At 69.0% G+C, this 21,569-nt stretch carries 23 protein-coding genes; 11 read left to right on the top strand and 12 right to left on the bottom strand.

The annotated features are described in order from the left end of the window. Positions 1–112: 112 nt before the first annotated feature. From MKK52_RS22305 to MKK52_RS22265, 9 genes are all read left to right on the top strand, one after another. The gene (locus MKK52_RS22305) at positions 113–991 is read left to right on the top strand and encodes an FAD binding domain-containing protein (RefSeq protein WP_243957863.1); all 879 of its coding nucleotides are present in this window, start codon (positions 113–115) and stop codon (positions 989–991) included. After that, positions 988–1,491 (top strand): (2Fe-2S)-binding protein, encoded by a 504-nt coding sequence (locus MKK52_RS22300; protein ID WP_243957861.1) that lies wholly within the window; start codon positions 988–990, stop codon positions 1,489–1,491. The genes MKK52_RS22305 and MKK52_RS22300 overlap by 4 nt, the downstream gene beginning before the upstream one ends. Continuing rightward, positions 1,488–3,854, top strand: a complete 2,367-nt coding sequence (locus MKK52_RS22295) for a xanthine dehydrogenase family protein molybdopterin-binding subunit (RefSeq protein WP_243957859.1) — start codon at positions 1,488–1,490, stop codon at positions 3,852–3,854. The genes MKK52_RS22300 and MKK52_RS22295 overlap by 4 nt, the downstream gene beginning before the upstream one ends. Before the next feature lie 68 nt (positions 3,855–3,922). Beyond that, positions 3,923–5,155 carry an ABC transporter substrate-binding protein gene (locus tag MKK52_RS22290; RefSeq protein WP_243957857.1) on the top strand — a complete coding sequence of 411 codons (1,233 nt, stop codon included), beginning with the start codon at positions 3,923–3,925 and terminating at the stop codon, positions 5,153–5,155. 20 nt (positions 5,156–5,175) lie between these two features. Continuing rightward, entirely contained in the window at positions 5,176–6,066 is an 891-nt protein-coding gene (locus tag MKK52_RS22285; protein WP_243957855.1) for a branched-chain amino acid ABC transporter permease, read from the top strand. A gap of 12 nt (positions 6,067–6,078) precedes the next feature. Further along, complete coding sequence (locus tag MKK52_RS22280; protein WP_243957853.1) at positions 6,079–7,092, top strand: branched-chain amino acid ABC transporter permease; 1,014 nt, start codon at positions 6,079–6,081, stop codon at positions 7,090–7,092. Then, entirely contained in the window at positions 7,089–7,850 is a 762-nt protein-coding gene (locus MKK52_RS22275; RefSeq protein WP_243957851.1) for an ABC transporter ATP-binding protein, read from the top strand. Before MKK52_RS22280 ends, MKK52_RS22275 begins: the two co-directional genes overlap by 4 nt. Then, positions 7,843–8,547, top strand: a complete 705-nt coding sequence (locus MKK52_RS22270; RefSeq protein ID WP_243957850.1) for an ABC transporter ATP-binding protein — start codon at positions 7,843–7,845, stop codon at positions 8,545–8,547. Before MKK52_RS22275 ends, MKK52_RS22270 begins: the two co-directional genes overlap by 8 nt. Positions 8,548–8,573: 26 nt before the next feature. Next, complete coding sequence (locus MKK52_RS22265) at positions 8,574–9,047, top strand: SRPBCC family protein (protein WP_243957848.1); 474 nt, start codon at positions 8,574–8,576, stop codon at positions 9,045–9,047. A gap of 159 nt (positions 9,048–9,206) precedes the next feature. On the opposite strand, the gene MKK52_RS22260 is transcribed toward MKK52_RS22265, so the two are convergent. From MKK52_RS22260 to MKK52_RS22220, 9 genes are all read right to left on the bottom strand, one after another. Further along, complete coding sequence (locus tag MKK52_RS22260) at positions 9,207–10,613, bottom strand: amidase (protein WP_243957846.1); 1,407 nt, start codon at positions 10,611–10,613, stop codon at positions 9,207–9,209. After that, positions 10,606–11,529 (bottom strand): DUF1028 domain-containing protein, encoded by a 924-nt coding sequence (locus MKK52_RS22255; RefSeq protein ID WP_243957844.1) that lies wholly within the window; start codon positions 11,527–11,529, stop codon positions 10,606–10,608. The genes MKK52_RS22260 and MKK52_RS22255 overlap by 8 nt, the downstream gene beginning before the upstream one ends. A 3-nt stretch (positions 11,530–11,532) precedes the next feature. Further along, positions 11,533–12,264 (bottom strand): ABC transporter ATP-binding protein, encoded by a 732-nt coding sequence (locus MKK52_RS22250; protein WP_243957842.1) that lies wholly within the window; start codon positions 12,262–12,264, stop codon positions 11,533–11,535. After that, on the bottom strand, positions 12,257–14,056 hold the full coding sequence (locus MKK52_RS22245; RefSeq protein WP_243957840.1) for an ABC transporter permease subunit: 1,800 nt from the start codon (positions 14,054–14,056) through the stop codon (positions 12,257–12,259). Before MKK52_RS22245 ends, MKK52_RS22250 begins: the two co-directional genes overlap by 8 nt. Next, a complete protein-coding gene (locus MKK52_RS22240) occupies positions 14,049–14,882 on the bottom strand; it encodes a branched-chain amino acid ABC transporter permease (protein WP_092047246.1) in 834 nt (277 codons plus the stop codon). The genes MKK52_RS22245 and MKK52_RS22240 overlap by 8 nt, the downstream gene beginning before the upstream one ends. Positions 14,883–14,989: 107 nt before the next feature. Further along, positions 14,990–16,141: a substrate-binding protein gene (locus MKK52_RS22235; RefSeq protein WP_243957838.1), complete on the bottom strand. Its 1,152-nt coding sequence runs from the start codon at positions 16,139–16,141 to the stop codon at positions 14,990–14,992. 41 nt (positions 16,142–16,182) lie between these two features. After that, complete coding sequence (locus MKK52_RS22230) at positions 16,183–17,028, bottom strand: nitrilase family protein (RefSeq protein WP_243957836.1); 846 nt, start codon at positions 17,026–17,028, stop codon at positions 16,183–16,185. Positions 17,029–17,199: 171 nt separating this feature from the next. Then, a complete protein-coding gene (locus MKK52_RS22225; RefSeq protein ID WP_243957834.1) occupies positions 17,200–17,826 on the bottom strand; it encodes an ANTAR domain-containing response regulator in 627 nt (208 codons plus the stop codon). Then, entirely contained in the window at positions 17,823–18,125 is a 303-nt protein-coding gene (locus MKK52_RS22220) for a transporter substrate-binding protein (protein ID WP_243957832.1), read from the bottom strand. Before MKK52_RS22220 ends, MKK52_RS22225 begins: the two co-directional genes overlap by 4 nt. Here MKK52_RS22220 and MKK52_RS22215 point away from each other — a divergent pair. Then, complete coding sequence (locus MKK52_RS22215; RefSeq protein WP_409564719.1) at positions 18,124–18,441, top strand: SDR family oxidoreductase; 318 nt, start codon at positions 18,124–18,126, stop codon at positions 18,439–18,441. The genes MKK52_RS22220 and MKK52_RS22215 overlap by 2 nt on opposite strands. Before the next feature lie 59 nt (positions 18,442–18,500). Continuing rightward, a complete protein-coding gene (locus MKK52_RS22210; protein WP_243957830.1) occupies positions 18,501–18,827 on the top strand; it encodes a hypothetical protein in 327 nt (108 codons plus the stop codon). A gap of 55 nt (positions 18,828–18,882) precedes the next feature. On the opposite strand, the gene MKK52_RS22205 is transcribed toward MKK52_RS22210, so the two are convergent. The 3 genes from MKK52_RS22205 to MKK52_RS22195 form a co-directional block, all read right to left on the bottom strand. Beyond that, the gene (locus tag MKK52_RS22205) at positions 18,883–19,437 is read right to left on the bottom strand and encodes a TetR/AcrR family transcriptional regulator (RefSeq protein WP_243957828.1); all 555 of its coding nucleotides are present in this window, start codon (positions 19,435–19,437) and stop codon (positions 18,883–18,885) included. Positions 19,438–19,568: 131 nt separating this feature from the next. Next, positions 19,569–20,048, bottom strand: coding sequence for a DUF3237 domain-containing protein (locus MKK52_RS22200; RefSeq protein WP_243957826.1), 480 nt, complete (start codon positions 20,046–20,048; stop codon positions 19,569–19,571). 149 nt (positions 20,049–20,197) lie between these two features. Then, on the bottom strand, positions 20,198–21,349 hold the full coding sequence (locus tag MKK52_RS22195) for an FAD-dependent oxidoreductase (RefSeq protein ID WP_243957824.1): 1,152 nt from the start codon (positions 21,347–21,349) through the stop codon (positions 20,198–20,200). Between the last annotated feature and the right edge of the window lie 220 nt (positions 21,350–21,569).

Below are 21,569 nucleotides of genomic sequence, written 5' to 3'. Positions count from 1 at the left end.
CTTCGTGACCGATTGGTTATTTCGCTTGACGGCGCGCTCCGGCCCTCGATAGCTTGTAACCAAGTGGTCAACAACGATTGATCCGGCAACTGGCGGCCTGGGAGGGACGCACATGAAGGCGCGGGCCTTCGATTACCGCCGTGTGACGAGCGTCACGGAGGCGCTTGCGGCCTATGCCGGTTGTAGGGGCGAGGCGCGCTATCTCGCGGGCGGACAGAGCCTCCTGCCGGCCCTCAACCTGCGCCTGGATGGCCCGGACTTGCTCATCGACATCGGCCGGATCGATACCCTGCGGGGGATCTCCGTCGAAGGGGATGCCCTGCGGATCGGCGCATTGACCCGTCACGCCGAGACCTTGTCCTCCCCTCTGATCGTCGCCCATGCGCCGATCCTGACGGAGGCGGCGGCCTTCATGGCGCATCCGGCGATTCGGAACCTTGGGACGATGGGCGGGAGCCTCGCCCTGGCGGATCCGGCCTCCGAGCTGCCGGCCTGCATGCGGGCGCTCGGTGCCGTGATCGAGATCGCCGGGCCCGCCGGAACGCGGAACGTCGCCGCGGACGATTACTTCCGGGACCTGTTCGAGACCGTGCTCGCCCCCGGCGAGCTCCTGTCCGCGGTGCGGGTTCCGCTCGCCCGCCCCGACATACGGATGCGCTTCGACGAGATCGCCCGGCGCCGGGGCGACTACGCGATGGTCGGCCTTGCGGCGCACCTCGCCTTCTCAGGCGATGTCGTCGAGACGGCGAGACTCGCCTTCTGCTCCGTCGGCCCGACCCCGATGCGGGCTCCGGCGGCCGAGTCGGCCCTGGCCGGTCGATCCCTAGGCCCGGAGAGCATTGCAGCGGCGAAGGCGGCGCTTGCCGCCGATCTCGCCCCCGATGACGATGACGCCCTCTCGGCCGCGGCACGGATGCACCTCGCCCGGGTCCTCCTTGGCCGGGTGCTCTCCGCCCTCGGGGACGGACCGCAGCGGGCGGAGGCCGCATGATCGCACCGCAGCCTGTCAATCTCACAGTGAATGGCGCGCGGGTCCGGCGCTTCGTGGAGCCCCGCCTGTCGCTGGCCGATTTCCTCCGCCAGGATCTCGGTCTCACCGCCGTTCACCTCGGCTGCGAGGTCGGCGCCTGCGGGGCCTGCATCGTCAACCTCGATGGGCAGCCAGTCCATGCCTGCCTGATGCTTGCGGTCCAGACAGACGGGATGCGGGTCGACACCCTCGAAGGGCTCTCGGATTCGGAGGCGGTCGCCGCGCTGCAAAAGGCCTTCCACGCCCGGAACGCCCTGCAATGCGGCTTCTGCACGCCGGGAATCCTGGTCGTCGCCCTCGGCTTCCTGAAGGGATGCCGCCCCGGTGAAACCGCGCCTTCGCGGGAGGCGATCCGAGACGCCCTGTCGGGCAATTACTGCCGCTGCACCGGCTACGAGGCGATCGTTGACGCCATCGAGCGTGTCGCGAAGGCCGCCTGCGCCACGCAGGAGGCGGCATGAGCGCGGCCACCGACAGCCCCGGCCGGACCCGCTACATCGGCCAGGGCCTTCCCCGGCCCGGCGCCAAGCGCCTGTTGGCGGGCCGAGGGCGCTATACCGACGACGTGGTGCTGCCCCGCATGCTTCACGCCGCCTTCCTGCGCAGCCCTTACGCCCATGCGCGGCTGGGGGCGATCGAGACAGCCGACGCCGCCGCGATGCCAGGCGTGCACGCGGTGCTGACCGGCGCCGACTTCGCGAAAATCTGCACGCCCTGGACCGGCACTCTCAGCCATTTCAAGGGGATGCGCTCGGCCCCGCAGATGCCCCTTCCGGCGAACAAGGTGGTCTGGGCGGGCCAGCCCGTGGTCATGGTTGTGGCCGAGAGCCGCGCCGAGGCCGAGGATGCCCTTGAGCTGATCGGCATCGACTTCGAGGAACTGGAGCCGGTCGTCGGCCTCGACGCCGCCCGCGCCCCCGACGCTCCCCGGATCGACGCGGACACCGCCGACAACGTCCTGTTCCGCACGCGGATCGAGGCGGGCGAGACGGCGCGGGCCTTCACGGGCGCCCGGAGCGTGGAGGTCGACCTCCGCTTCGGCCGGCACACCGCCGTCACGATGGAGCCCCGATCCCTCGTGGCCGACTACGATCCGGCAGAGGAACGGCTCACCGTCCACCAGTCGACTCAGACGCCCTACCAGTTCCAAGACATTTACGCCCGGCATTTCAGGCTCTCGGAGGCCAGAGTCCGAGTGATCGCCCCGGATGTCGGCGGCTCCTTTGGGATGAAGCTGCATCTCTACCACGAGGACATGGCGGTGGTGGGCGCGAGCCTCCTGCTCAAGCGGCCGGTGAAGTTCACCGCCGACCGGATGGAGGCCTTCGCCAGCGACATCCACGCCCGCGACCACCGCGTGCGCGCCCGCCTCGCCTTCGATGGCGACGGGCGGATGCGGGCGATCGAGGTGGACGACGTCACCGGCGTCGGCCCGTTTTCGGCCTATCCGCGCACCAGCGCCGTGGAGGGCAACCAGGTGGTTCGCCTGATCGGGGCGCCCTACCGGCTCAGCGATTACCGGGCCGACCTGACCGTCCTCGCCCAAAACAAGGTGCAGATGAGCCAGTACCGTGCGGTCGGCCACCCGATCGCCTGCGCGGTGACGGAGCGGCTGGTCGATCTGGTGGCAGGGGAGCTCGGCCTCGATCCGTTCGAGATCCGGCGGCGCAACTACGTGACCGACGACATGTACCCGCACAAGACGCCGAGCGGGTACACGTTCGAAAAGCTCTCGCTCGCGGTGTGCCTCGACAGGCTCCACGAACTCATGGACTACCCCGCCCTGCGTGCAGAGCAGGCAGCCCTCCGGGAGAAGGGCATCCACCGGGGCATCGGTATCGCGACCTACGTGGAGATCACCAACCCGACGCCAGCCTTCTACGGCGTCGGCGGTGCCCACATCTCGGCGCAGGACGGATGCGTCGTCAAGCTGACGCCTGCGGGCGACGTGGCCTGCGCGATTAGCATCACCGAGCAGGGCCAGGGCAGCGAGGCGATCGTCGGCCAGATCGTCGCCGAGGGCGTCGGGCTCGACCGCGACCGCGTCCGCGTCCTGACTGGGGACACCGAGACGACGCCCTCCGGCGGCGCGACCTGGGCATGTCGCGGGGCCGGGATCGGCGGCGAGACCGCCCTTCAGGCCGCGCGCAAGCTGAAGGCGCGGATCCTGGAGATCGCCGCCGCCATCCTCCAGGCCGAGGCGGGCTCCCTCGACATCCGTGAAGGCGCGGTCACCGATGCGGACGGCAGCCCGCGCATGACGCTGACCGAGGTCGCCAACCTCGCCTATTACCGCTCCGACCTTCTGCCGCCGGGGGTGTCGCCCGCGCTCACCGTGGCCCACCACTTCGCCCCCCGCGGCTACCCCTTCGCCTTCACCAACGGCATCCACGGCAGCCTCGTCGAGGTCGATACCGAGACCGGCCTCGTGCGCATCCTGAAGCACTGGGTGGTCGAGGATTGTGGACGGGTCATCAACCCGCTCCTCGTGGACGAGCAGATCCGCGGGGGCGTGGTACAGGGGCTCGGCGCCGCCTTCTTCGAGGAATGCCGTTACAGCGAGACCGGCCAACTCCTGAACGGATCGATGACCGATTATCTCGTGCCGATGGCCTGCGAGATGCCCGACATCGTGATCCGCCACGTCGAGACCCCGACGAAGGACACCGAACTCGGTGCCAAGGGCTGCGGCGAGGCCGGCACCGCTGCCTCCAGCGGTGCGGCCCTCAACGCCGTCAATGACGCGCTGCTTCCCTTCGGAGCCGCGATTTCGCAACTGCCGATGACGCCCGAGCGCATCCTGAGGGCGCTCGGCATGATCTGACGGATTTCGATCGGTCGCGACGTAGGCCGGCCTTCAAGAGCCTCGCGCGAACACAGGAGGAATGGGTGATGGGTCAGGGTACGCTGTCGCGTCGGACGCTCGTCGCCGGCATGGCCGTGGCGGGCGCCCTCGGCGGGATCGGTCGGGCGCGCCCGGCGGGCGCCGCAGAGACGATCCGTATCGGCTTCCCCACACCAGTCACGGGACCGTTCGGCGCGGAGGCGAAAGACCAAGTCCGCTCCGCCGAGCTGGCGATCAAGCAGTTCAACGACGCCGGGGGCCTGGACGGGCGGATAGCCGAGCTTCTCGTGCGCGACGATAAACTCAACCCCGGGGAGGCGGCGACGCGCACCCTGGAGTTGATCGAGAAGGACCGAGCCCATTTCATCGTCGGAGCACTATCGAGCGCGGTGCAATTGTCGGTCAACGAGATCACCCGCTCCCGCAAGGTGCTCTACGTGTCGATCAGTCAGTCCGACACGATCAACGAGGCCAAAGATTTCAGCCGCACAACCTTCCACGAGGCGCTGAACCCGCACATGACGACCGCCGCGGTCGCCAAGCACACGTTCAAGAAGGGGGTGAAGGTCGCCTACCTCGTGGCCGACTACGCCTACGGCCACGAGATGCTGCGGGGCTTCAAGCGCGCCGCCGCCGCCATCGGCGCGGAGACTGCGGGCGAGATCCTGCACCCGTTCGGCGCGGCGGATTACTCGACCTTCATGCCGCGGCTGCGCTCGATGAGGCCCGACATCCTCTGCATCTGCAATTTCGGTCGCGACCAAGCCAACAGCATCAAGCAGGCGAACGATTTCGGGCTCAAGAAGGTCGCCAGGATCGTCGTGCCGGTCCTCCTGCACAACCAGCGCCTCGCCGCCGGGCCCGACGCCTTCGAGGGGGTCGTCGGGGCCAGCAACTACTACTGGCGCCTGGAGGACACCGTCCCCTCGGCAAAGGCGTTCAACGACGCCTTCCGGGCGGCCTATGGGGGTGCCGTGCCCACGGATTACGGTGCCTATGGCTACGCCGCAGTCCGCTCGCTCCTCATGGCTCTCAAGGCGGCCGGCAGCACCGACACCGGTAAGGTCGTCGATGCCCTCGAAACCCTGAAATACGACGTGGCCAAGGGGCCGGAGCATTACCGCGCCTGCGACCACCAAGCGGTCCAGTCGGTGCTCGTCATCGAGGCGAAGAGGAAGTCGGAGATGGCCAGCGAGGCCGACCTCTTCAAGATCCTGGAAGTCGAGCCGGGTTCGGAGGCGGCCCTGCGCAGTTGCGACGAACTCGGGCACCGCGCCTGACCAGGGAGCGGGAGACGGCCATGGATTGGGGATCCCTCGACCTCGAACTGATCGCCATGCAGCTCTTCTCGGGGGTGGCGCTCGGGGCGGTTTTCGTGATGCTGGCGCTCGGCCTGTCGATCATCTTCGGCATGCTCGGAATCGTGAATTTCGCTCACGGCAACGTCTTCATGGTCGGCGCCTATGCGGGCGTGTTCGTCATGGAGCGCACCGGCAGCTTCTGGGCCGCCCTCCTGCTCGGCCCGCTCCTCGTCGGGGCCCTGGGCCTGCTCGTGGAACGGTTCCTGATACGCCCCCTGGCCGGGCGGCCGCCGGACGACGCGCTGCTACTGACTTTCGGCCTCGGCTACGTGCTCGTGGAGGGCGTGCGCATCCTGTTCGGCTCGGACGGCCTGCCCTTCGCCACCCCGGAGGAACTCTCCGGCGTGGCCGATCTCGGGGTCGGCTTCTTTCCGATCTACCGGATCTTCGTGATCGGCGTCGTCGCCCTCGTCTTGGTCACCCTGTGGGTCGGGCTCGAGCGGACGAAGCTCGGGCTGATCGTGCGAGCGGGCGCCCGCGATCCCGAGATCCTGCGGGTGCTCGGCGTGGATATCGAGCACCTGTGGCTGTGGGTCTTCGGCCTCGGCATCGCCTTGGCGGCTCTTGGCGGCGTGCTCGCCGCACCGATGCGCTCGGTCAACCCGGAGATGGGCAACGTCGTGCTCGGCGAGGCCTTCGCGGTCACGGTGATCGGCGGGATGGGCTCCCTCCTGGGCTCCGTCGTGGCGGGGCTCCTCGTCGGCATCGTGGTCTCGATGACCGCACTGCTGGCCCCCGAGATGGCGAGCATCGCCATGTTCGCCTTCATGGCTCTGGTGCTCCTCATCCGGCCCCAGGGACTGTTCGGCAAGCCCGGCTTCGGTGTCTGAGGGAGAGTGAGGATGCAGCCCCTCGACCAAACTGTCCTGGCCACCGCACCGCCGGTTCCCCGCCGGTCCGCCCTCGCCGAGGGGGCTCTTTCACGGTGGCGCGCACCCCTGTCGATCCTCGCGCTGCTGAGCCTGCCTTTCCTGCTCCCGTCCCAGGCGCTCGCGGTCAACGTCCTGATCTACGGGCTCTACGCCGTCGGCTACAACCTGCTCTACGGATATACCGGCCTGCTCTCCTTCGGGCATGCGGCCTTCTTCGGGACCGGGGCCTACGTCACCGGCATCGCCATCGGCACCTACGGGCTGCAACCCCTCGCCGCGATGGGGCTCGCGGTCGCCGCCGCCGGAGTGCTGGCCCTTGCCATCGGCGCCGTCTCGATCAGGTCGCGGGGCATCTACTTCGCGATGGTGACCCTGGCCCTGGCGCAACTCGTCTACTACGCGGCGCTCCAGGCGTCCGGCTGGACCGGCGGCGAGAACGGCCTGCGGGGCTTCACGGTCGCCAGAATGGGCTTCGGCCCCGTCGCCTTCGACATCCTGAACCCGCTCACCAAGTATTTCGTGGTTCTGGCCTTCGTCGGCGCGGCCCTGATGATGATCTCGCGGATCCTCGCCTCTCCCTTCGGTGCGGTGATCGAGGCGATCCGCGAGAACGAGACCCGCGCGCGGGCCTGCGGCATCGACGTGGAGCGGACCAAGCTGCTCGCCTTCGTCCTGTCGGGCCTGTTCTGCGGCCTCGCGGGCGCCCTCTTCGCCATCCACTTGTCGATTGTCCCGCTGGACAGCCTCGCCTACCACACCTCTGGCATGGCGGTGGTGATGACGCTGGTCGGCGGTGCGGGGACCTTCTTCGGGCCTTTCGTCGGCGCCCTGGCGGTCCTCGTGCTGGAGGATGCCCTGAGCCTGTGGACGCCGCACTGGCAGCTCGCCCTCGGCACCGTCTTCATCCTCTTCGTGCTGTTCCTGCCCCGGGGCCTCTGGGGCTCGGCCCTGACCCGGCTCGCCGCGCTGCGGGGGGGCCCATGACCGGCCCCGTGCTGCAGGTCGAGAACCTCGGACGCCGCTTCGGCGCCTTCACAGCCCTGGAAGGAATCAGCGCGACCCTCGGCCGCGAGCGCATCACCGCCGTCATCGGCCCCAACGGTGCGGGCAAGAGCACCTTCTTCAATCTGCTTTCGGGGGTCCTGAAGCCCACGAGCGGATCCCTGCGCTTCGGTGACCAGGATCTCGCCCGCCTGCCGCAGGCCCGCTTCGCGCATCTGGGCATCGCCCGCTCCTTCCAGATCACCACGGTGTTCCCGCGGCTCACCGCCCACGAGAACGTCCGCACGGCCCTGCAGGCGCGGGCGAATCGCTACGATTTCTGGAGCCGCCGCGACCGCCTCGCGGGCCATTCGGACCGGGCTGACGCACTTCTCGAGTCCGTCGGTCTCGCCAGCCGCCGGAGCCGTCCGGCCGCAGCCCTCGCCCACGGGGAACAGCGGGCCCTGGAGATCGCCATCGCCCTGGCCGCCGATCCGAAGCTCCTTCTCCTCGACGAGCCGACCGCTGGGATGGGGCCGGAGGAGACCAAGGCGATGGTAGCCCTCCTCCATCGCCTGTCGGATGCCCGCGCCATCCTGCTCGTCGAGCACAAAATGAAGATGATCCTCGGCCTGTCGCAGCGCATCCTCGTCCTGCACCATGGGCGCCTTATCGCCGATGGCAGCCCCGCCGAGATCCAGGCCGACCGTGAGGTCCGGCGGGTCTATCTCGGCCAGAGCAGTGGATACGGCCATGCTTGAGATCGACGGCCTCGATGCGTGGTACGGGGCGAGCCACGTCCTGCACGGCCTCACCTTCGCCGTCCGCGAGGGCGAGATCCTGGCCCTGATCGGCCGCAACGGCGCGGGCAAGACTACGACCATGAAGGCCGTCATGGGCCTGATAACCAAGGTCGGCGGCCGGGTCCGTTTCCTCGGGCAGGACCTCCTCGGCCGCCCGGCCCACGGGCGCTTCTCCCTGGGGCTCGCCTACGTTCCGGAGGATCGGCGGATCGTGCCGGGCCTGACCGTGCGCGAAAACCTGAAGCTCGGATTGCTGCGGGCACCGTCCGCGATCCGCGAAGGGCCCGCGATCGCCGAGATCGCCGAAACCTTTCCCCGCCTGGCCGAGCGCCTCGACCAAATCGCGGTGACGATGTCGGGAGGCGAGCAGCAGATGCTCGCCATCGCCCGCGCTCTGATATCTCGGCCGAAGCTGATCCTGCTCGATGAGCCATCCGAGGGCATCATGCCTGTCCTCGTCGAGGAAATGGGCAGACTCTTCGTCTCGCTGCGTGAGCGGGGTGTGACGCTCCTCCTCGTCGAGCAGAACGTCGAGTGGGCGCTCAACCTCGCCGATCGAGCCGCAATCATCGACCAAGGGGTCGTGGTCCATGAAAGTTCGGCCGCGATTCTGCGTGCCGACAGCGAGATCCAAGACCGGTACTGCGCGGTCTGAAGATTGAGATTCAAAGGAAGGACACGATGGACATCACCGGCGAATACCGCATCGCGGCGCCGCGTTCGGCCGTCTGGGCAGCCCTCAACGATCCAGATGTGCTCGGGCGCTGCATCCCCGGCTGCAAAGAGCTTACTCAGGCCTCGTCGGACGAATTCGCGGCCAAGGTCTCGCTGAAGATCGGCCCCGTCTCGGCGACCTTCGCCGGCACTGTACGGCTCGAGGATGTCCGCGCCCCGGAAGGCTATACCCTGACCGGTCAGGGAAACGGGGGCATGGCGGGCTTCGCCAAGGGCCGTGCCTTAGTCACGCTCCGGGAGGAGGGCTCCGAAACCCTTCTGAGCTATCAGGCAAAGGCCGAGATCGGCGGCAAGATCGCCTCCCTCGGCGGTCGCCTGATCCAGGCGACATCGCGCAAGCTCGCCGACCAATTCTTCGGTGCCTTCGCCGCCGAACTCGGTGCCCCATCACCCGTCACGGATGCAGCAGAAGCGTCCTAAGGGTCACGAATTCCAAGAAAGCCGTCGAACGCAGCTGAATGAGGTCTGCCATGCGTTCGAGGCGGTCATTCATAACCGCCGCACTGATTGTCCAAACCGTACGCTTCACTCTCGAATGTTGGAGAGCCAAGACACGCGGTGTGCATCAGGGGGCCTCTGCTACGGTTCGCTCGCGAGTGGCGGGATATGGCGCCACCAATCGTGTGCTTGCTCGTACTGGTGCGCGAACCGGAGCAGCATGTCCTCGGCGAAGGGCCGGGCGGCGATCTGCAGGCTGATCGGCAGGCCGCGCCGGTCGAAGCCGCAGGGCAGCGCGATAGCAGGGAGTCCCGTCAGATTGAAGGGATAGGTCAGGCGCCAGGACGCCGCGAGGATGCTCTCCGGTCGCCCCGCAAGCGCGACGGTCGTCTCGTCGGTCCGCCATGCAGTCAACGGAGCGGTGGGGGCGACGATCACGTCCGCATCGTCCAGCGCGGCGGCCATCTCGGCCATGATCAGCCCCCGGGCCTGCTCGGCCCGGAGGTAATCCGGACCGGTCACGAACCGGCCCATCTCGACGAGGTTCCGGACATCCTCGGCGAAACCAGCGACGTGGCCCTGCGCAAGGCTGCGATCGTGGTAAGCCGTGGAGGAGGCCAGCTCGATGGCATAGATGGCGCCGAGCCCGTAGCGCAGGGCGGGCACCGTGACGTCGCGCACCGTACAGCCTTGCCCGGCGAAGAAGCCGATCGCATCCTCGACCGCAGCGGCAACATCCGCGTCGATTGCCTCGAAGAAGTGGTTGCGGATCACCGCCACCCGCAATCCGCGAACCGGCTTGCCGAGCGCGGCCGTGTAGTCCGGCACGGGGGCGGTGGTGGCCGCAGGGTCCGCCGGATCGGGGCCCGCCAGGATCTGGAGCAGGAGCGCCGCGTCGGCCACCGTCAGGGTCAGCGGCCCGGCATGGTCGAGGGACCAGGAATGCGGGACGATCCCTGAGCGGCCGATCCGTCCGTAGGTCGGCTTGAGGCCCACGACGCCGCAGAGGGCCGCCGGGATGCGGATGGAGCCGCCCGTGTCCGAGCCGAGCGCCGCCGGACAGAGCCGGGCTGCCACCGCCGCTCCCGAGCCGCCGCTGGATCCACCGGGCACCCGCGCGAGATCCCAGGGGTTGCGCGTCGGCGGTGTAACCATGCCCCAGGCAAATTCGTGCATGCGCAGCTTGCCGAGGATCACGGCGCCGGCCGCCCGCAGCGTGGCGACGCAATGGCTGTCTTCCCGCGGGAAGGTCAGGGCCTCGACCGAGGTGCCCGCCCGGGTCGGCAGGTCGGCGGTCGTGTAATTGTCCTTGATGCCGATCGGGATGCCGTGGAGCGGTCCCCGCGGTCCCGTCCGTCCGATCTCCTCGTCCGCCGCCCGCGCCGCGTCGAGAGCCGTTGAGGACAGGCATACGAAGCTCTGGAGGTCGCCGTCGAGGCGCCCGATCCGGTCGAGATAAGCGCCGACGAGCTCGACGCTCGACAGCTCCGATGCCGCGATCCGCCGGGCGAGCTCCGTGATCGGCAAGGACCAGATGGCGTCAGTCATGGGGCACCCGGCGATAGGGAAGGCTCGGGTCGAAGACGACAGGGGGATGGACCGCCTCGAGATCGAGGTCGCGCAGGGTTTGGATCTCGGCCAGGACCGGCGCGAACTGCGCCTGCAGGTGCGCAACCCGTCCGGCGGCTTCCGGGGGCAGGCCGACGATGTCCTGCGGCTGGTTCATCGCGCCTCCCGCGGCCGCGCCGGGCCGCTCAGCGGGTGACAGGAGCAGCATCGCGGCCACATCCTCCTGCAGCGCCCCAGCCGCACCGTCCTTCCGCGGCATTCCAGCCACGAAGGGCACAAGCTGCTGTCGGGCCACGGCGAGGACCCGGCGCAACTCGGCGACGGGGGCGGCATGCTCGTCGACCCGCAGGTCGAGGTACGGATAATCCTCGCGGGCGACGATCTTCAGCGCCGCCGATTGCTTGCCGCGCCGATCGCCGCCGGCCTCGTCGCCGGCCTCGAGCGTGCGCATCAGCCGTTCGTCGAGGTCGCAGCCAGCGCAGTTCTCGAAGGCATGGGCCATAGCGTCGATCACGCCAGGGGTGACGAGCATATTGCCCTGTACGGCGAAACCCGGCCCGGTTCGGTGCCCGGCCTGTGTCGTGCAGCCGGCGCCGGTCCAGGCGGCGGCGGCCCCGCCTGCATCCACAAGCCCGATCTGGCGCAGGTCCGACCGATCGTCGGTCTCAAGCGCGGCAGCCAGGGCGGCGTCCGACGGCTGCCCCCCGGCGAGCCCGTCGAGGATGCGCAGCGCGAGGTAGGGGTTCACCCAGGATTGGGTCGAGACGGCCCCAATCCCCGCCCGTATGTACGGGCAAAGGCCGCCCACAGCCGGCACGGCACTCGCCACCGCGACGCCGAGCTGCCCGGTCCGGGAACAATGGGCCGCGATGGAGAAGGTGTTGAGTTCCATCATGCCTCACACCGCGAGATGGTCGATGACGCGGGCTTGCGCATCCGGGGCCTTGGCCGAGCCGCGATCGACGATCTCGCCGAGCTTGAGCACGGCGTAACGGTCGGCGAGGCCGAGGGCGAAGGCGACATGCTGCTCCACCACCAGCATGGACAGGCCTGCTGACCGCTCATCCAGGAGCACCTTGCGCAGGCGCTCAACCATCGAGGGCTGCACGCCCTCGGAGATCTCGTCGATCAGGAGGAGGCGCGGGCGCAGCATCAGGGCCCGGCCGAGGATCAGCATCTTCTGCTCGCCCCCCGAAAGGGTTCCGGCGCGCTGGGCGAGGCGGTCCTTCAGGAACGGGAAATGGCCGAACAGGCGCTCCAGCGCCTCGGGCAGGTGGCGGTCCGACGGCACCGCGAGGCGCAGGTTGTCGCGGATCGATAGGTCCTGGAACAGCGGCTGCTCCTGGGGGGCGTAGCCGACGCCGAGCGCTACCAGCTTGGCGGGGGACAGGCCGGAGAGCGATTGGCCGCCGATGGTGACCTTGCCGCCGCGCGGGGTCACCATCCCCAGGATGGTCTTGAGGAGGGTGGTCTTGCCCATGCCGTTCTTGCCGAGAAGAGCGACGATCTCGCCCGCTCCCACCGCCAGGGACACGTCCTTCACGATCGAGACAGCGCCGTAGCCGCTGGAGACGGCATCCAGTGAGAGCGCGGGCTCCGCCGGCCCGGCCCCTTGTGCTGCCTCAGCCATGGGCGCCTCCCGAATAGATGGTGCGGACCAGCTCGGAGCCGACGACCTCGTCCACCGTGCCGTCGAGGACCAGGCGGCCCTGGTGCAGCACCACGATCCGGGACGAGATCTCCCGAACGAAGTCGAGGTCGTGCTCGACCAGCACGGCGGCGATCCGGCGCCCGATCGTCAGCGCCTTGAGGACGGTCCCGATGGTGGTGCGCTCGGCCTTGGTGAGACCGGCGGTGGGCTCGTCGAGCAGGATCAGCCGCGGCTCCAGCGCCACCACCATGGCGAGTTCGAGCGCCTGCTTCTGGCCGTGGGACAAGAGGCGCGCGGGCCGGGTCAGCAGACGGTCGAGGCTGGTCATCCGCAGAACGTCCAGGGCGGCCTGCGGCAGGCCGAGCGTCGGGTCTTGGCCGACCGGGTTCAGCCCGTCATGGGGCGCCCGGGCGAGCCGCAAGCAATCGGCCACCGACAGGCTCTCGAACACGCTCGCCACCTGAAACTTGCGCCCGACCCCGAGCGCGACGATCCGGTTCGGCGTCAGCCCTGTCGTGGAGGTGCCGCCGATGGCGATCGCGCCGGTGAAGGGCTCGGTGCCGTCGCTGAGGCAGCGCATCAGCGTGGTCTTGCCGGCGCCGTTGGGCCCGACCAAGCTGACGAGCTCGCCTGCCCGGATCTCCAGGTCGATGTTCTCGAGTACGGTCAGGCTGCCATAGGCCTTGGCCAAGCTCTGCACCTGGAGGATCGGGGTATCCGTCGTCGCCGCGTGCGCCTCGGCCTCCCGCGTCACCAGGGCGGGGGCGGCGCGCTCGGCCCGGCCGAGTGGCAGCATGCGCCACAGCCGGCCGACGAGGTCGGCGAGGCCGCCCGGCAACAGGATGATGATCGCCACGAAGGCCGTCCCCAGCAGGAGCTGCCAGAGGAAGGGCAGATCGCCCGAGAGGTTGGCCGCGAGGTAATCGATGGCGATCGTGCCCAGCACCGGGCCCAGCAGGGTGCCGCGGCCGCCGAGCGCCACCCAGATCACCAACTCGGTGCCGAACAGGAAGCCGGCATTCTCGGGAGCGACCACGCCGGAGGCGTTGGCGAACAGGAAGCCTGCGAGTCCGGCCACGGCGGCGAGCGCGGCGGTCAGGCGGATCTGCAGGCGCCGGGGGTTGAGGCCGAGATACGCGCAGCGCACCTCGTTGTCCCGCAGCGCCACGAGGGCCCGTCCGGCATCCGACCGGACCAGGATCCAGGCCGCCAACGTGACGGCGATCAGGACCAGGGCCGCCAGGCGGAAATAGCCCTCGATCTCGAAGGGCAGCACGTCGAACCCAACGAGGCCGCTGCTGGAGCCGGTCCATTCGCCACCGGAGTAAATGAGCTGCGTCACGACGATCGGGACGACCAGCGAGATCACCGAGGCGTAGAGCGGCGTCGAGCGGTGATAGAACGACAGCCACCCCACCGCGAGGCCGAGCAGGGCCGGCGCCGCGACGGCGGTGGCGATGCCGGCCGCGATCCCGAGTGGGGTCGCCCCGTAGGCGCCCAGGATCATCGCGGCGGCGTAGGCGCCGGCGCCGAAGAAGGCCGCCTGGCCGAAGGTGAGGATGCCAGCAAAACCCCAGAGCAGGTCCACCGTGACGGCGAGCACCGCGTAGATCATCGAGCGGGTCAGCACATTGACCGCGAAGGTATCGAGGACAGCCGGTGCGACCCAGAGCGCCGCGGCCGCCAGCGCCGCGACCACGAGGGGAGCCACCCGGGAGAGGCGCCGACCGGACGGGTCGGTGCGCGCCGCGGCAGGGATCGTGTCAAGCACGGGAGAAACCTTTCGGGCTGACGCGCAACACGAGGGCCGCGAGCACCGCGACGGCGATGCTGCCCAGGATTGGGCTCACGAAGGTGCTGATCAGGACCTGCGCGGCCCCGAAGACGAGGCAGGCCGCCGCGAGCGCCAGGAAGGACGCGTCGGCGACCATGACCAGCATGAAGGCCCCGATCAGCCAGCTCACCCCCATGTTGGGATCGACGCTGGTTAGGGGCGTCAGGAGGACGCCCGCCAGCGCCGCGAGGCCGGCGCCGATCATGAACACCACAAGGCGCACCCGCCCGGTATCGATGCCAAGGCTACGCGCCAGGGTCTCGTTCATGATCACCGCCCGGGCCGACAGGCCGAGCCGCGTCCGCTCGATGGTGAGCGCGAACAGGATCCCGATGACGAGGGCGATGCCGAGGGCTACGAGCCGGTATGCGGAGTACTCGACGCCCAGGACAGCGACGGTGCCCGCGTAGAGGTTCGGGGTGAGCTGGACGTCGCGGCCGAAGGCCAGGGTGATGAGCTGGCCGAGCACGATCCCGAGCCCCCATGTGGCGAGGATCGCGTCCAGCGGCCTGCGGTAGAGCGGGCGGATGATGAAGTGCTCCGCCAGCCCACCGAGCGCTGCGCCGACCACGAAGGCCAGCGGCAGCGCCGCCCAGGGATTAAGCCCGAGCCGGGCCGTGACCACGGCGCAGTAGGCACCGACCGTCAGCCACGCGCCGTGGGCGAAGTTGATGATCTTCAGGACCCCGAAGATCGCGAGCAGGCCGATCGACACCACGAACAGGATCGCGGCGGTGGTCAGGATGTCGAGGGTGAGCAGCATCGGGGCTTCCGGATGAGCGGCGTCTTCACGCGGCGTGGACGGACCGGCCCGACGGCCGATCACGGACGCTCCCTCCCCGGCGGAGGGGGAGGGAGAAGCGCATCACGTCACGGCAGCTTCGGGCACTGCTCGCCGGGATCGACATCCTTGAAGGTGCCAGCGACCTTCACCGATCCGTCCGCCTGGATCTGGCCGAGATACATGGTCAGGGGTGCATGGTGCTGCTTGTTCATCTGGATCGTGCCGCGCGGCCCGGTCACGCTCACGGTGGGCAGCGCCTCGATCACCTTGGCGGTTTCGGTGCCCCCCGCCTTCTCAACGGCGGCCTTGTAGAGGTAGATCGCCTCGTATTGCGGCACCGAAAGATCGTTGGGCGTCCGCAACTCGGCGCCGAACTTCTTCTTCATCGCGGCCAGGAAGGTCTTGTTCTCCGGGCTGTCGATCCCGGTCACGTAAGAGGCCGAGAGGTAGACACCCTCGGCGTCGGCGCCCATGCTCTTGGCGGTGCCCTCGTCCAGGGCGAGGTTGGCGAAGGGCAGCGACACGCCGGCACCGCGCAGCTGCTTGGTGAGCGTGACGTTCGGTGCGCCGCCGGCGGTGGAGGTGATCAGCGCGTCGGGTTTGGCCTCCTTCAGCTTGGAGATGATCGCGGTCCAGTCGCTGCCGTCCATCGGCAGGTACTCCTCGCCCACGACCTTGCCGCCGGTCTTCTCGGCATAGCTCTTGGCGAAGCCGAGCATGCCGCGGCCGAAGGCGTAGTCGCTGCCGATGAGGAAATAGGTCTTGGCGCCCTTGGCCTTGAAGGCGTCCACCACCGGCGGAACCTGCTGCTCCGGCACCCAGGCATCCACGAACATGTTCTTGTTGCAGGAATGCCCCTCGTAGAACGAGGTGTAGATGTACGGCACGCGGCCCTTGGTGACGGCGGGCAGGCCGGCATTGCGGGCCGCGCTGGTCTCCATGGAGATCAGGACGTCGACCTTCTTCTGGTAGATCAGCCCGTCGAAGGCCTTCTGGGCGCCGGCCGCGCCGGAGGCGTCGTCGGCTACCTCCAGGGCGAGCTTGCGGCCGAGGACGCCGCCCTTGGCGTTGATCTCCTCGACGGCGAGCTCGGCCGATTGGACCACCGAGGGGGCGACGACGCTGTTGGCCCCCGACAGGCCGATCGGGATTCCGATGACGATCGGCTTGCCGTCGGCGGCCTGCGCGGCCGAGGCCGCGAGCACGAGGGCGGCGGCGGTGAGAGAACGTGTCACCATGAACGGGCTCCTTGGGAAGACGACGATTTCGCGGAGAGGGATCAGCCGTAGATGTCGGTCCGGCGGTCGCGCAGAAGAGAGTTGAAGGTGTTCAGGTCCTTGCGGCCGGCCTCGTCGAGATTGACCACCGCCGAGAGGGTTTCGGTCCCGTCGCGGCTCGCCGGGCCGGCCAGCGGCCAGCCCTTGGGCCCGATGATCAGGCTCTGCCCCTCAAAGGGCTGGCCGCGCTCGACGCCGACCCGGTCGGCGCAGGCGATGAAGATGCCGTTCGTGTGGGCGGCGGCCCGGTGCAGGGTGTTGGCCATGGCGGCCTCGCCCGCGGGCTGGTCGGGCATCGGCACCCAGTTGGTCGGGATGCAGACGATCTCGGCGCCCCCGAGGGCGAGTTGCCGGAAGGTCTCCGGAAACCAGCCATCGTAGCAGATCGCGAGACCGATCTTGCCGAGTGCCGTCTCGAAGACCGGGAAGCCGAGATCGCCCTTGGCGAAGAACACGTTCTCCTGGTCCCAGAGATGCGCTTTCCGGTAGGTGCCGATGTAGCCCTGCGGCCCGACGATCACGGCGGCGTTGTAAAGGCCCCCATCCGCGCGCTCGGCGATGCCGGTCACGATGTGTACGCCGAGTTCCACCGCGAGCGCCGCCCAGGCTTGGGTCGTCGGCCCGCCCGGCACTGGCTCGGACAGGGCGGCCGCCTCCGCCTCGGATTCGAATACGTAGCCGGTGCTGGCGAGCTCTGGCAGGACGATCAGCGCGCTGCCCTCCGTCGCGGCGGCGCGGATGAGGTCGGACGCGCGGGCGATATTGGTGGCCACGGCGCCGAAAAGCGGCTCGAACTGGATGCAGGACACCCGAAGCGGCAGGCGTGCGGGATCACTCGCTTGGATCATGCTGGCTCCAAAACGCAAAAAGCCCCTGGACGCGGACGTCATCCGCGGACCAGAGGCTCCAAAGCCGAGATGTGATGCAGCACTGCTGCTGCGGGGCAACCTTGCCCGATCAGTTTACGATACGCGCCTACAGATGGGCCGCAAGATGATATTTGCAGCACGTCGCTGCATTCAGGTCTTTTCCGCCAATGCGATGCGCAGACCCAGGCCGCTCATCGCCTCGCAGGCCGAGACGACGCTCTCGGCCACGCTCGCCATCGGCACGCGGGACGCGGTGGCCCGGTCCCGGAGCATCTTGTAGGCGGCCTCCTCGTCGATCCGGTTGAGTTCCACCAACAGCCGGACCGCCTTCTCGACGGTGCGGCGGCCCTTCATGGTCTCCTCGAGCCGGTTGATCTTGCTGGTCAGCCGGCCCTCGTAGCCGCGCCGGTAGCGGGCCAGGGCGAACTGGGTGAGCACGCCGCGCGGGTGGAGCGGCTTGTTGAGCACGCCGTGGGCGTTGACGTCGGCGATCGCCTTCAGGGACGTCGGGCTCTCGTAGGCGACGATGGCGATGACGGCGGGCTCGGTCTCCTCGATCGACGGCAGGAGGTGCATCACCTGTGCGTCGTCGAGCTGGATGAACAGCGTGTCGATGTCCTGCGGCAGGGCGGCCGGCGGCGGCCAGACGAGGGAGACCGCGCAGCCGAGGCGCCGGAGCTGCTCCAGGAGCGCGGCGCCCTCCTCGTCGTTCGGGTGGATGACGAGGGCGCGGGCCCGCCTCAAGTCGTCCAGGATCTTGCGAGCGGGCGCCGTCACGCGGCCATCCCCTCGTCCAGCCAGTTCGTTTCGAACCGGGACCAGGCGAGATACGGATCGGGCCGCACCGGCCGGTGCGCCCGCCAGACCACGTCGAACTGCCCGTCGGCGCGGGCGACGCCGATGCCGGGGGTGAGCCAGACGTGCCGCGTCTCGCCATCGAAGCCGAGTTCGCCCTCCGGGGCCGCGAGGCGCTGCCGCAGAGCCGCGGCGCCGAGGCGTCCGGCATCGAGGGTGCCGGCCTCCGCCAGCGCACGGGCGAAGAGGTGCACCTGCGCAAAGGCGGTCTCCGACCACATGCTGGTCGGCCGCTCGGGCCCGAACCGAGCTTGGAAAGCCGCCACGAAGGCCGGGGTCGAGGCGATGACGCATATCCTCGCCAAGAAGCTCGGCCCGAAGCGGATCACGGTTAACGCCGTCGCACCGGGCCCGGTGGCGACGCGCCTGCTCCTCGACGGCAAGACCGAGGAGCAGGTGGCCGCGGTCACGACGATAATTCCGCTCGGCCGCCTGGGCGAGCCCAACGACATCGCCGCCGTGATCGCGTTCCTGGTCGGGCCCGACGGCGGCTGGGTGAACGGGCAGGTACTCCGCGCGAACGGCGACGGTGTCTGAGGAGGCGGATCATAGCGCTCATCGCCCTCGTCACCGGTGCATTGAGCGGGTTCGGGCGGATGATCGCCCAGGACCTCGCCGGAGCCGGACACATCGCCTACGCCTCGATGCGTGACGCCGACGGCAAGAATGTCGCCGAGGCCGTACAGGCGGCGCTGGCCGGCACTGTCCCCGCCGAGGCCGATCCTGGCGCGGTCGGCCGGGCGGTGGTGGAGATCGTCAGCCGCCCGTTCGGCCGCCGTCCGTTGCGGGTGTTCGTCGATCCGGCGGATGACGGCGCAGCTGTGGCGTTCGCGGTCATGGATCGGGTGCGCGGCGAGTTCCTCCACCGCATCGGGTACCCACAGCTCCTGCGACCGCACGGCCGCCACGGGGAAGCGACGTAGATGCGCAGTGTCTCCGCTTCCGAGGTCACGGAGAGTCCTGTGCGGCCAGCAGGTGTCAGGCTTGGCCCCTGGGACCCGGAGACGGGTCGCCGAGCCCCCGGAGCATGAGCGCGAGGCGGCGATCGAGCGCCTTCGCCCGGTCCGGCTCTCCGTCGAGATGTAGCGGGGACGCCAGCATCCGGCAGGCGAGGAGGATATCCTCGCCGGTGAGGTGCGGGTGCAGCGCCCCACGGGCCTTGGCGGCATCCAGGGGGCCTTGCAGGGCCTTTACCATGCGGTCTTGGTTGGCGGCGAAGTCGTAGTCCTCCATGTCGCTCAGGGCGACGAGGAACTTGTCGTAGACCGACATCAGCTCGGTCGTCCGCCGGATGAAGGCGAGCGGGTCGGCCTCGCCGTCCTCGGCGATGCGGGCCATCAGTTCAGCGAGATCGTTCTCTAACACGGCCTCGTAGAGCGCTTGGCGGTGGGGGAAGTTGCGGTAGAGCGTGCCGCGCGTAAGGCCCGCCCGCTCGGCGATCACCTCCATCGGCATGTCACCGCCGCTCTCGCGCATGGTCGCGCCCGCGGCCTCGATCAGCTTCCGCCTATTCCGCTCCGCGTCCTTGCGCATCCGCTCCGTCGCCGCCCGAGCCGCCCCACGCAAACCGAGGGAGATGCGGCCGGTTGCGCACGGCCATCGCGGTTTCTGCGCGTGGGCGCAACAGCAGACGTGTCCACGGCCTCGGGCGGGGTCCGGTCCAGCTATCCGACGCGGTAGACCTTGTGTTCGAATCCCATCGTCCCCGGTCCCGCCGGGCGGACGCGGCCTTCGCCCACGAAGACCGTTCGGTTGACCCAGGCATGGCGGGGGTCTCCGGTTTCCAGGAGCCAATGTGTGCGGATCGACTGGTCGGCGAAGCCGGAGGGCTCGTTGGCCGCGAGCGCCTGCCGCATGGCGTCGCTGGGTTGGGCCGGCCCGAAGTAGCGAATCGCGACTAACGCACCGTCATCCGTGCGCAGGAGCAGGCGGACGTCCATCCGCATCAGGCCGTCGGGCTCGGTGATCATCCAGTCGCTTTCCGGACCCACGAGGTCGCCGGAGAAGCGGTCTCCGTCGATGCGTCCGCCGGTCATGGTGTAGCAACGGCGCTCGCCGAGCGGCCCGGCGCCGATCTCAAAAACCTCGCCGCAGGCAACGCGACAGGTGAAAGCATGGGTCAGGGTGAGGGTGTGATCATCCATCGCCGTCCTCTGGATTTCACCGCGAAAGCAATACGCCGGCCTCGCCCTCGGACCACGCCCCGGCGGCGAAACGCAGCAGTGCGTCGGAGATGGCAACATGGTCGTCCGCGCTGGCGGGGAGGGCGGGTGAAGGAGCCGCCAGCCTCGCGTCAGGCCGGCCGGGCATCGCCGAACTCCATCTCCAGGCCGTAGATCTGCTTGCCGACCTCCAGGCAGGCGCCGGTCTCGATGCGCGTGCGCGCCTGCATGCCACGCTCGAAGCCCGCCACCGCTTCCGCGATTCCGGCGGCGGGGTCCGTAGTCAGGGCGTCGGCGAGTTCGAGGGCGTCGAGCAGGGCCAAGTTCACGCCCTTGCCGGTGAAGGGCGGCATGGCGTGGGCGGCATCGCCGAGGATCGTCAGGCCGGACTGCGTGTCCCACCGGTGGTCCGGGGGCAGCACTGCAATCGGCCAGCGCTGCAAGTCGCCCTCGACCTGCGTGACCATCTCCATCACCTCGGGCGACCAGTCGGCATAGGCGGCCCGCACCGCGCCGAGCACGGCTTGCGTGTCGGTGAGGTCGAAGGGCTCGCCCTCCGGCCAGTCCTGCGGCACGTTCAAGGAGTAGTACAGCATGATCGCGTCGCGGGCGCAGCGCTGCACGAAGACGGTCTTGCCGCTGCCGGCGAACATCACCGAACCCTCGCCGAGGATCTCCGACAGCCTTGAGCCGCGCCACTGATCGCGGCGGATGTCGGCGGTGACCATGGTGATGCCGGTATAGGCTGGCTGGACCGGGGTCAGGCGTGCTCGCACGCGGGATCCGACGCCGTCGGCGCCGACGACGAGGTCGGCGACCACCGATTCTCGATCCCGAAAGTCGAGGCGCCAACGGCCATCCTCCGCCTCGCGGACGGCCTCCAGCCGGTGGTCCCAGTGGAGGACATTGGCCGGGAGCGCGTCGAGGAGCAGGTTGCGGAGGTCGCCGCGGTCGATCTCGGGGCCGGCATCCTGATGCGTGTCGTCGCCTTCGTTCGGCATTTCCCGGCCGGTGGAGTCGAGCATCCGGAACGCCTTGGCGTCCTCTCGGGACTCGGCCCGGAACGCATCGAGCAATCCCGCCGCGTCCATCGCGCGCTGACCGCCATCGGCCCGCAGGTCGAGGCTACCGCCCTGGGACCGCGCCTCCCGCGAAGCGTCGCGCTCGTACACGTCGATGTGGAAGCCGCGCTTGAACAAAAGGTGGGCGAGGGTCAGGCCGGCGGGTCCGGCGCCGACTATGGCGATGCGGCCGTGGACTTGCAGATCGTAGCAATGTCTCATCGCAAGGCTCCGATGGGTGAGCGCGCGACACATCATCCGCTCGCCGGGCAGGCGAACTGTGTTTTGAAATGACGGCGCAGAGATCGATGGTGTGACGGGGTAATAACCGTACACTGATGTATAATTTCTGATCAGTCTCTGTGCCAGGATGCCGCATACTATCGAGCGTGGCCGTTGCGCTGATGTCGCCGTCGCGCTACGCTGACGATGTCGGAAAAGG

The sequence above is a fragment of the Methylobacterium sp. J-067 genome (assembly GCF_022829465.1).
GTDB classification, from domain to species: domain Bacteria; phylum Pseudomonadota; class Alphaproteobacteria; order Rhizobiales; family Beijerinckiaceae; genus Methylobacterium; species Methylobacterium litchii.
The sequence above is the reverse complement of the archived record's forward strand: the minus strand, read 5'-3'. Positions and strand labels throughout refer to the sequence as shown.

What these genes read in the sequence shown, in the direction of transcription:
- MKK52_RS22200 (WP_243957826.1), bottom strand. Translation starts at nt 20,048, where the DNA reads ATGGATGATCACACCCTCACCCTGACCCATGCTTTCACCTGTCGCGTT.
- MKK52_RS22305 (WP_243957863.1), top strand. Translation starts at nt 113, where the DNA reads ATGAAGGCGCGGGCCTTCGATTACCGCCGTGTGACGAGCGTCACGGAG.
- MKK52_RS22255 (WP_243957844.1), bottom strand. Translation starts at nt 11,529, where the DNA reads ATGATGGAACTCAACACCTTCTCCATCGCGGCCCATTGTTCCCGGACC.
- MKK52_RS22220 (WP_243957832.1), bottom strand. Translation starts at nt 18,125, where the DNA reads ATGTGGTCGGAGACCGCCTTTGCGCAGGTGCACCTCTTCGCCCGTGCG.
- MKK52_RS22260 (WP_243957846.1), bottom strand. Translation starts at nt 10,613, where the DNA reads ATGACTGACGCCATCTGGTCCTTGCCGATCACGGAGCTCGCCCGGCGG.
- MKK52_RS22235 (WP_243957838.1), bottom strand. Translation starts at nt 16,141, where the DNA reads ATGGTGACACGTTCTCTCACCGCCGCCGCCCTCGTGCTCGCGGCCTCG.
- MKK52_RS22290 (WP_243957857.1), top strand. Translation starts at nt 3,923, where the DNA reads ATGGGTCAGGGTACGCTGTCGCGTCGGACGCTCGTCGCCGGCATGGCC.
- MKK52_RS22205 (WP_243957828.1), bottom strand. Translation starts at nt 19,437, where the DNA reads ATGCGCAAGGACGCGGAGCGGAATAGGCGGAAGCTGATCGAGGCCGCG.
- MKK52_RS22265 (WP_243957848.1), top strand. Translation starts at nt 8,574, where the DNA reads ATGGACATCACCGGCGAATACCGCATCGCGGCGCCGCGTTCGGCCGTC.
- MKK52_RS22230 (WP_243957836.1), bottom strand. Translation starts at nt 17,028, where the DNA reads ATGATCCAAGCGAGTGATCCCGCACGCCTGCCGCTTCGGGTGTCCTGC.
- MKK52_RS22300 (WP_243957861.1), top strand. Translation starts at nt 988, where the DNA reads ATGATCGCACCGCAGCCTGTCAATCTCACAGTGAATGGCGCGCGGGTC.
- MKK52_RS22195 (WP_243957824.1), bottom strand. Translation starts at nt 21,349, where the DNA reads ATGAGACATTGCTACGATCTGCAAGTCCACGGCCGCATCGCCATAGTC.
- MKK52_RS22210 (WP_243957830.1), top strand. Translation starts at nt 18,501, where the DNA reads ATGATCGCCCAGGACCTCGCCGGAGCCGGACACATCGCCTACGCCTCG.
- MKK52_RS22240 (WP_092047246.1), bottom strand. Translation starts at nt 14,882, where the DNA reads ATGCTGCTCACCCTCGACATCCTGACCACCGCCGCGATCCTGTTCGTG.
- MKK52_RS22215 (WP_409564719.1), top strand. Translation starts at nt 18,124, where the DNA reads ATGCTGGTCGGCCGCTCGGGCCCGAACCGAGCTTGGAAAGCCGCCACG.
- MKK52_RS22250 (WP_243957842.1), bottom strand. Translation starts at nt 12,264, where the DNA reads ATGGCTGAGGCAGCACAAGGGGCCGGGCCGGCGGAGCCCGCGCTCTCA.
- MKK52_RS22270 (WP_243957850.1), top strand. Translation starts at nt 7,843, where the DNA reads ATGCTTGAGATCGACGGCCTCGATGCGTGGTACGGGGCGAGCCACGTC.
- MKK52_RS22275 (WP_243957851.1), top strand. Translation starts at nt 7,089, where the DNA reads ATGACCGGCCCCGTGCTGCAGGTCGAGAACCTCGGACGCCGCTTCGGC.
- MKK52_RS22285 (WP_243957855.1), top strand. Translation starts at nt 5,176, where the DNA reads ATGGATTGGGGATCCCTCGACCTCGAACTGATCGCCATGCAGCTCTTC.
- MKK52_RS22280 (WP_243957853.1), top strand. Translation starts at nt 6,079, where the DNA reads ATGCAGCCCCTCGACCAAACTGTCCTGGCCACCGCACCGCCGGTTCCC.
- MKK52_RS22295 (WP_243957859.1), top strand. Translation starts at nt 1,488, where the DNA reads ATGAGCGCGGCCACCGACAGCCCCGGCCGGACCCGCTACATCGGCCAG.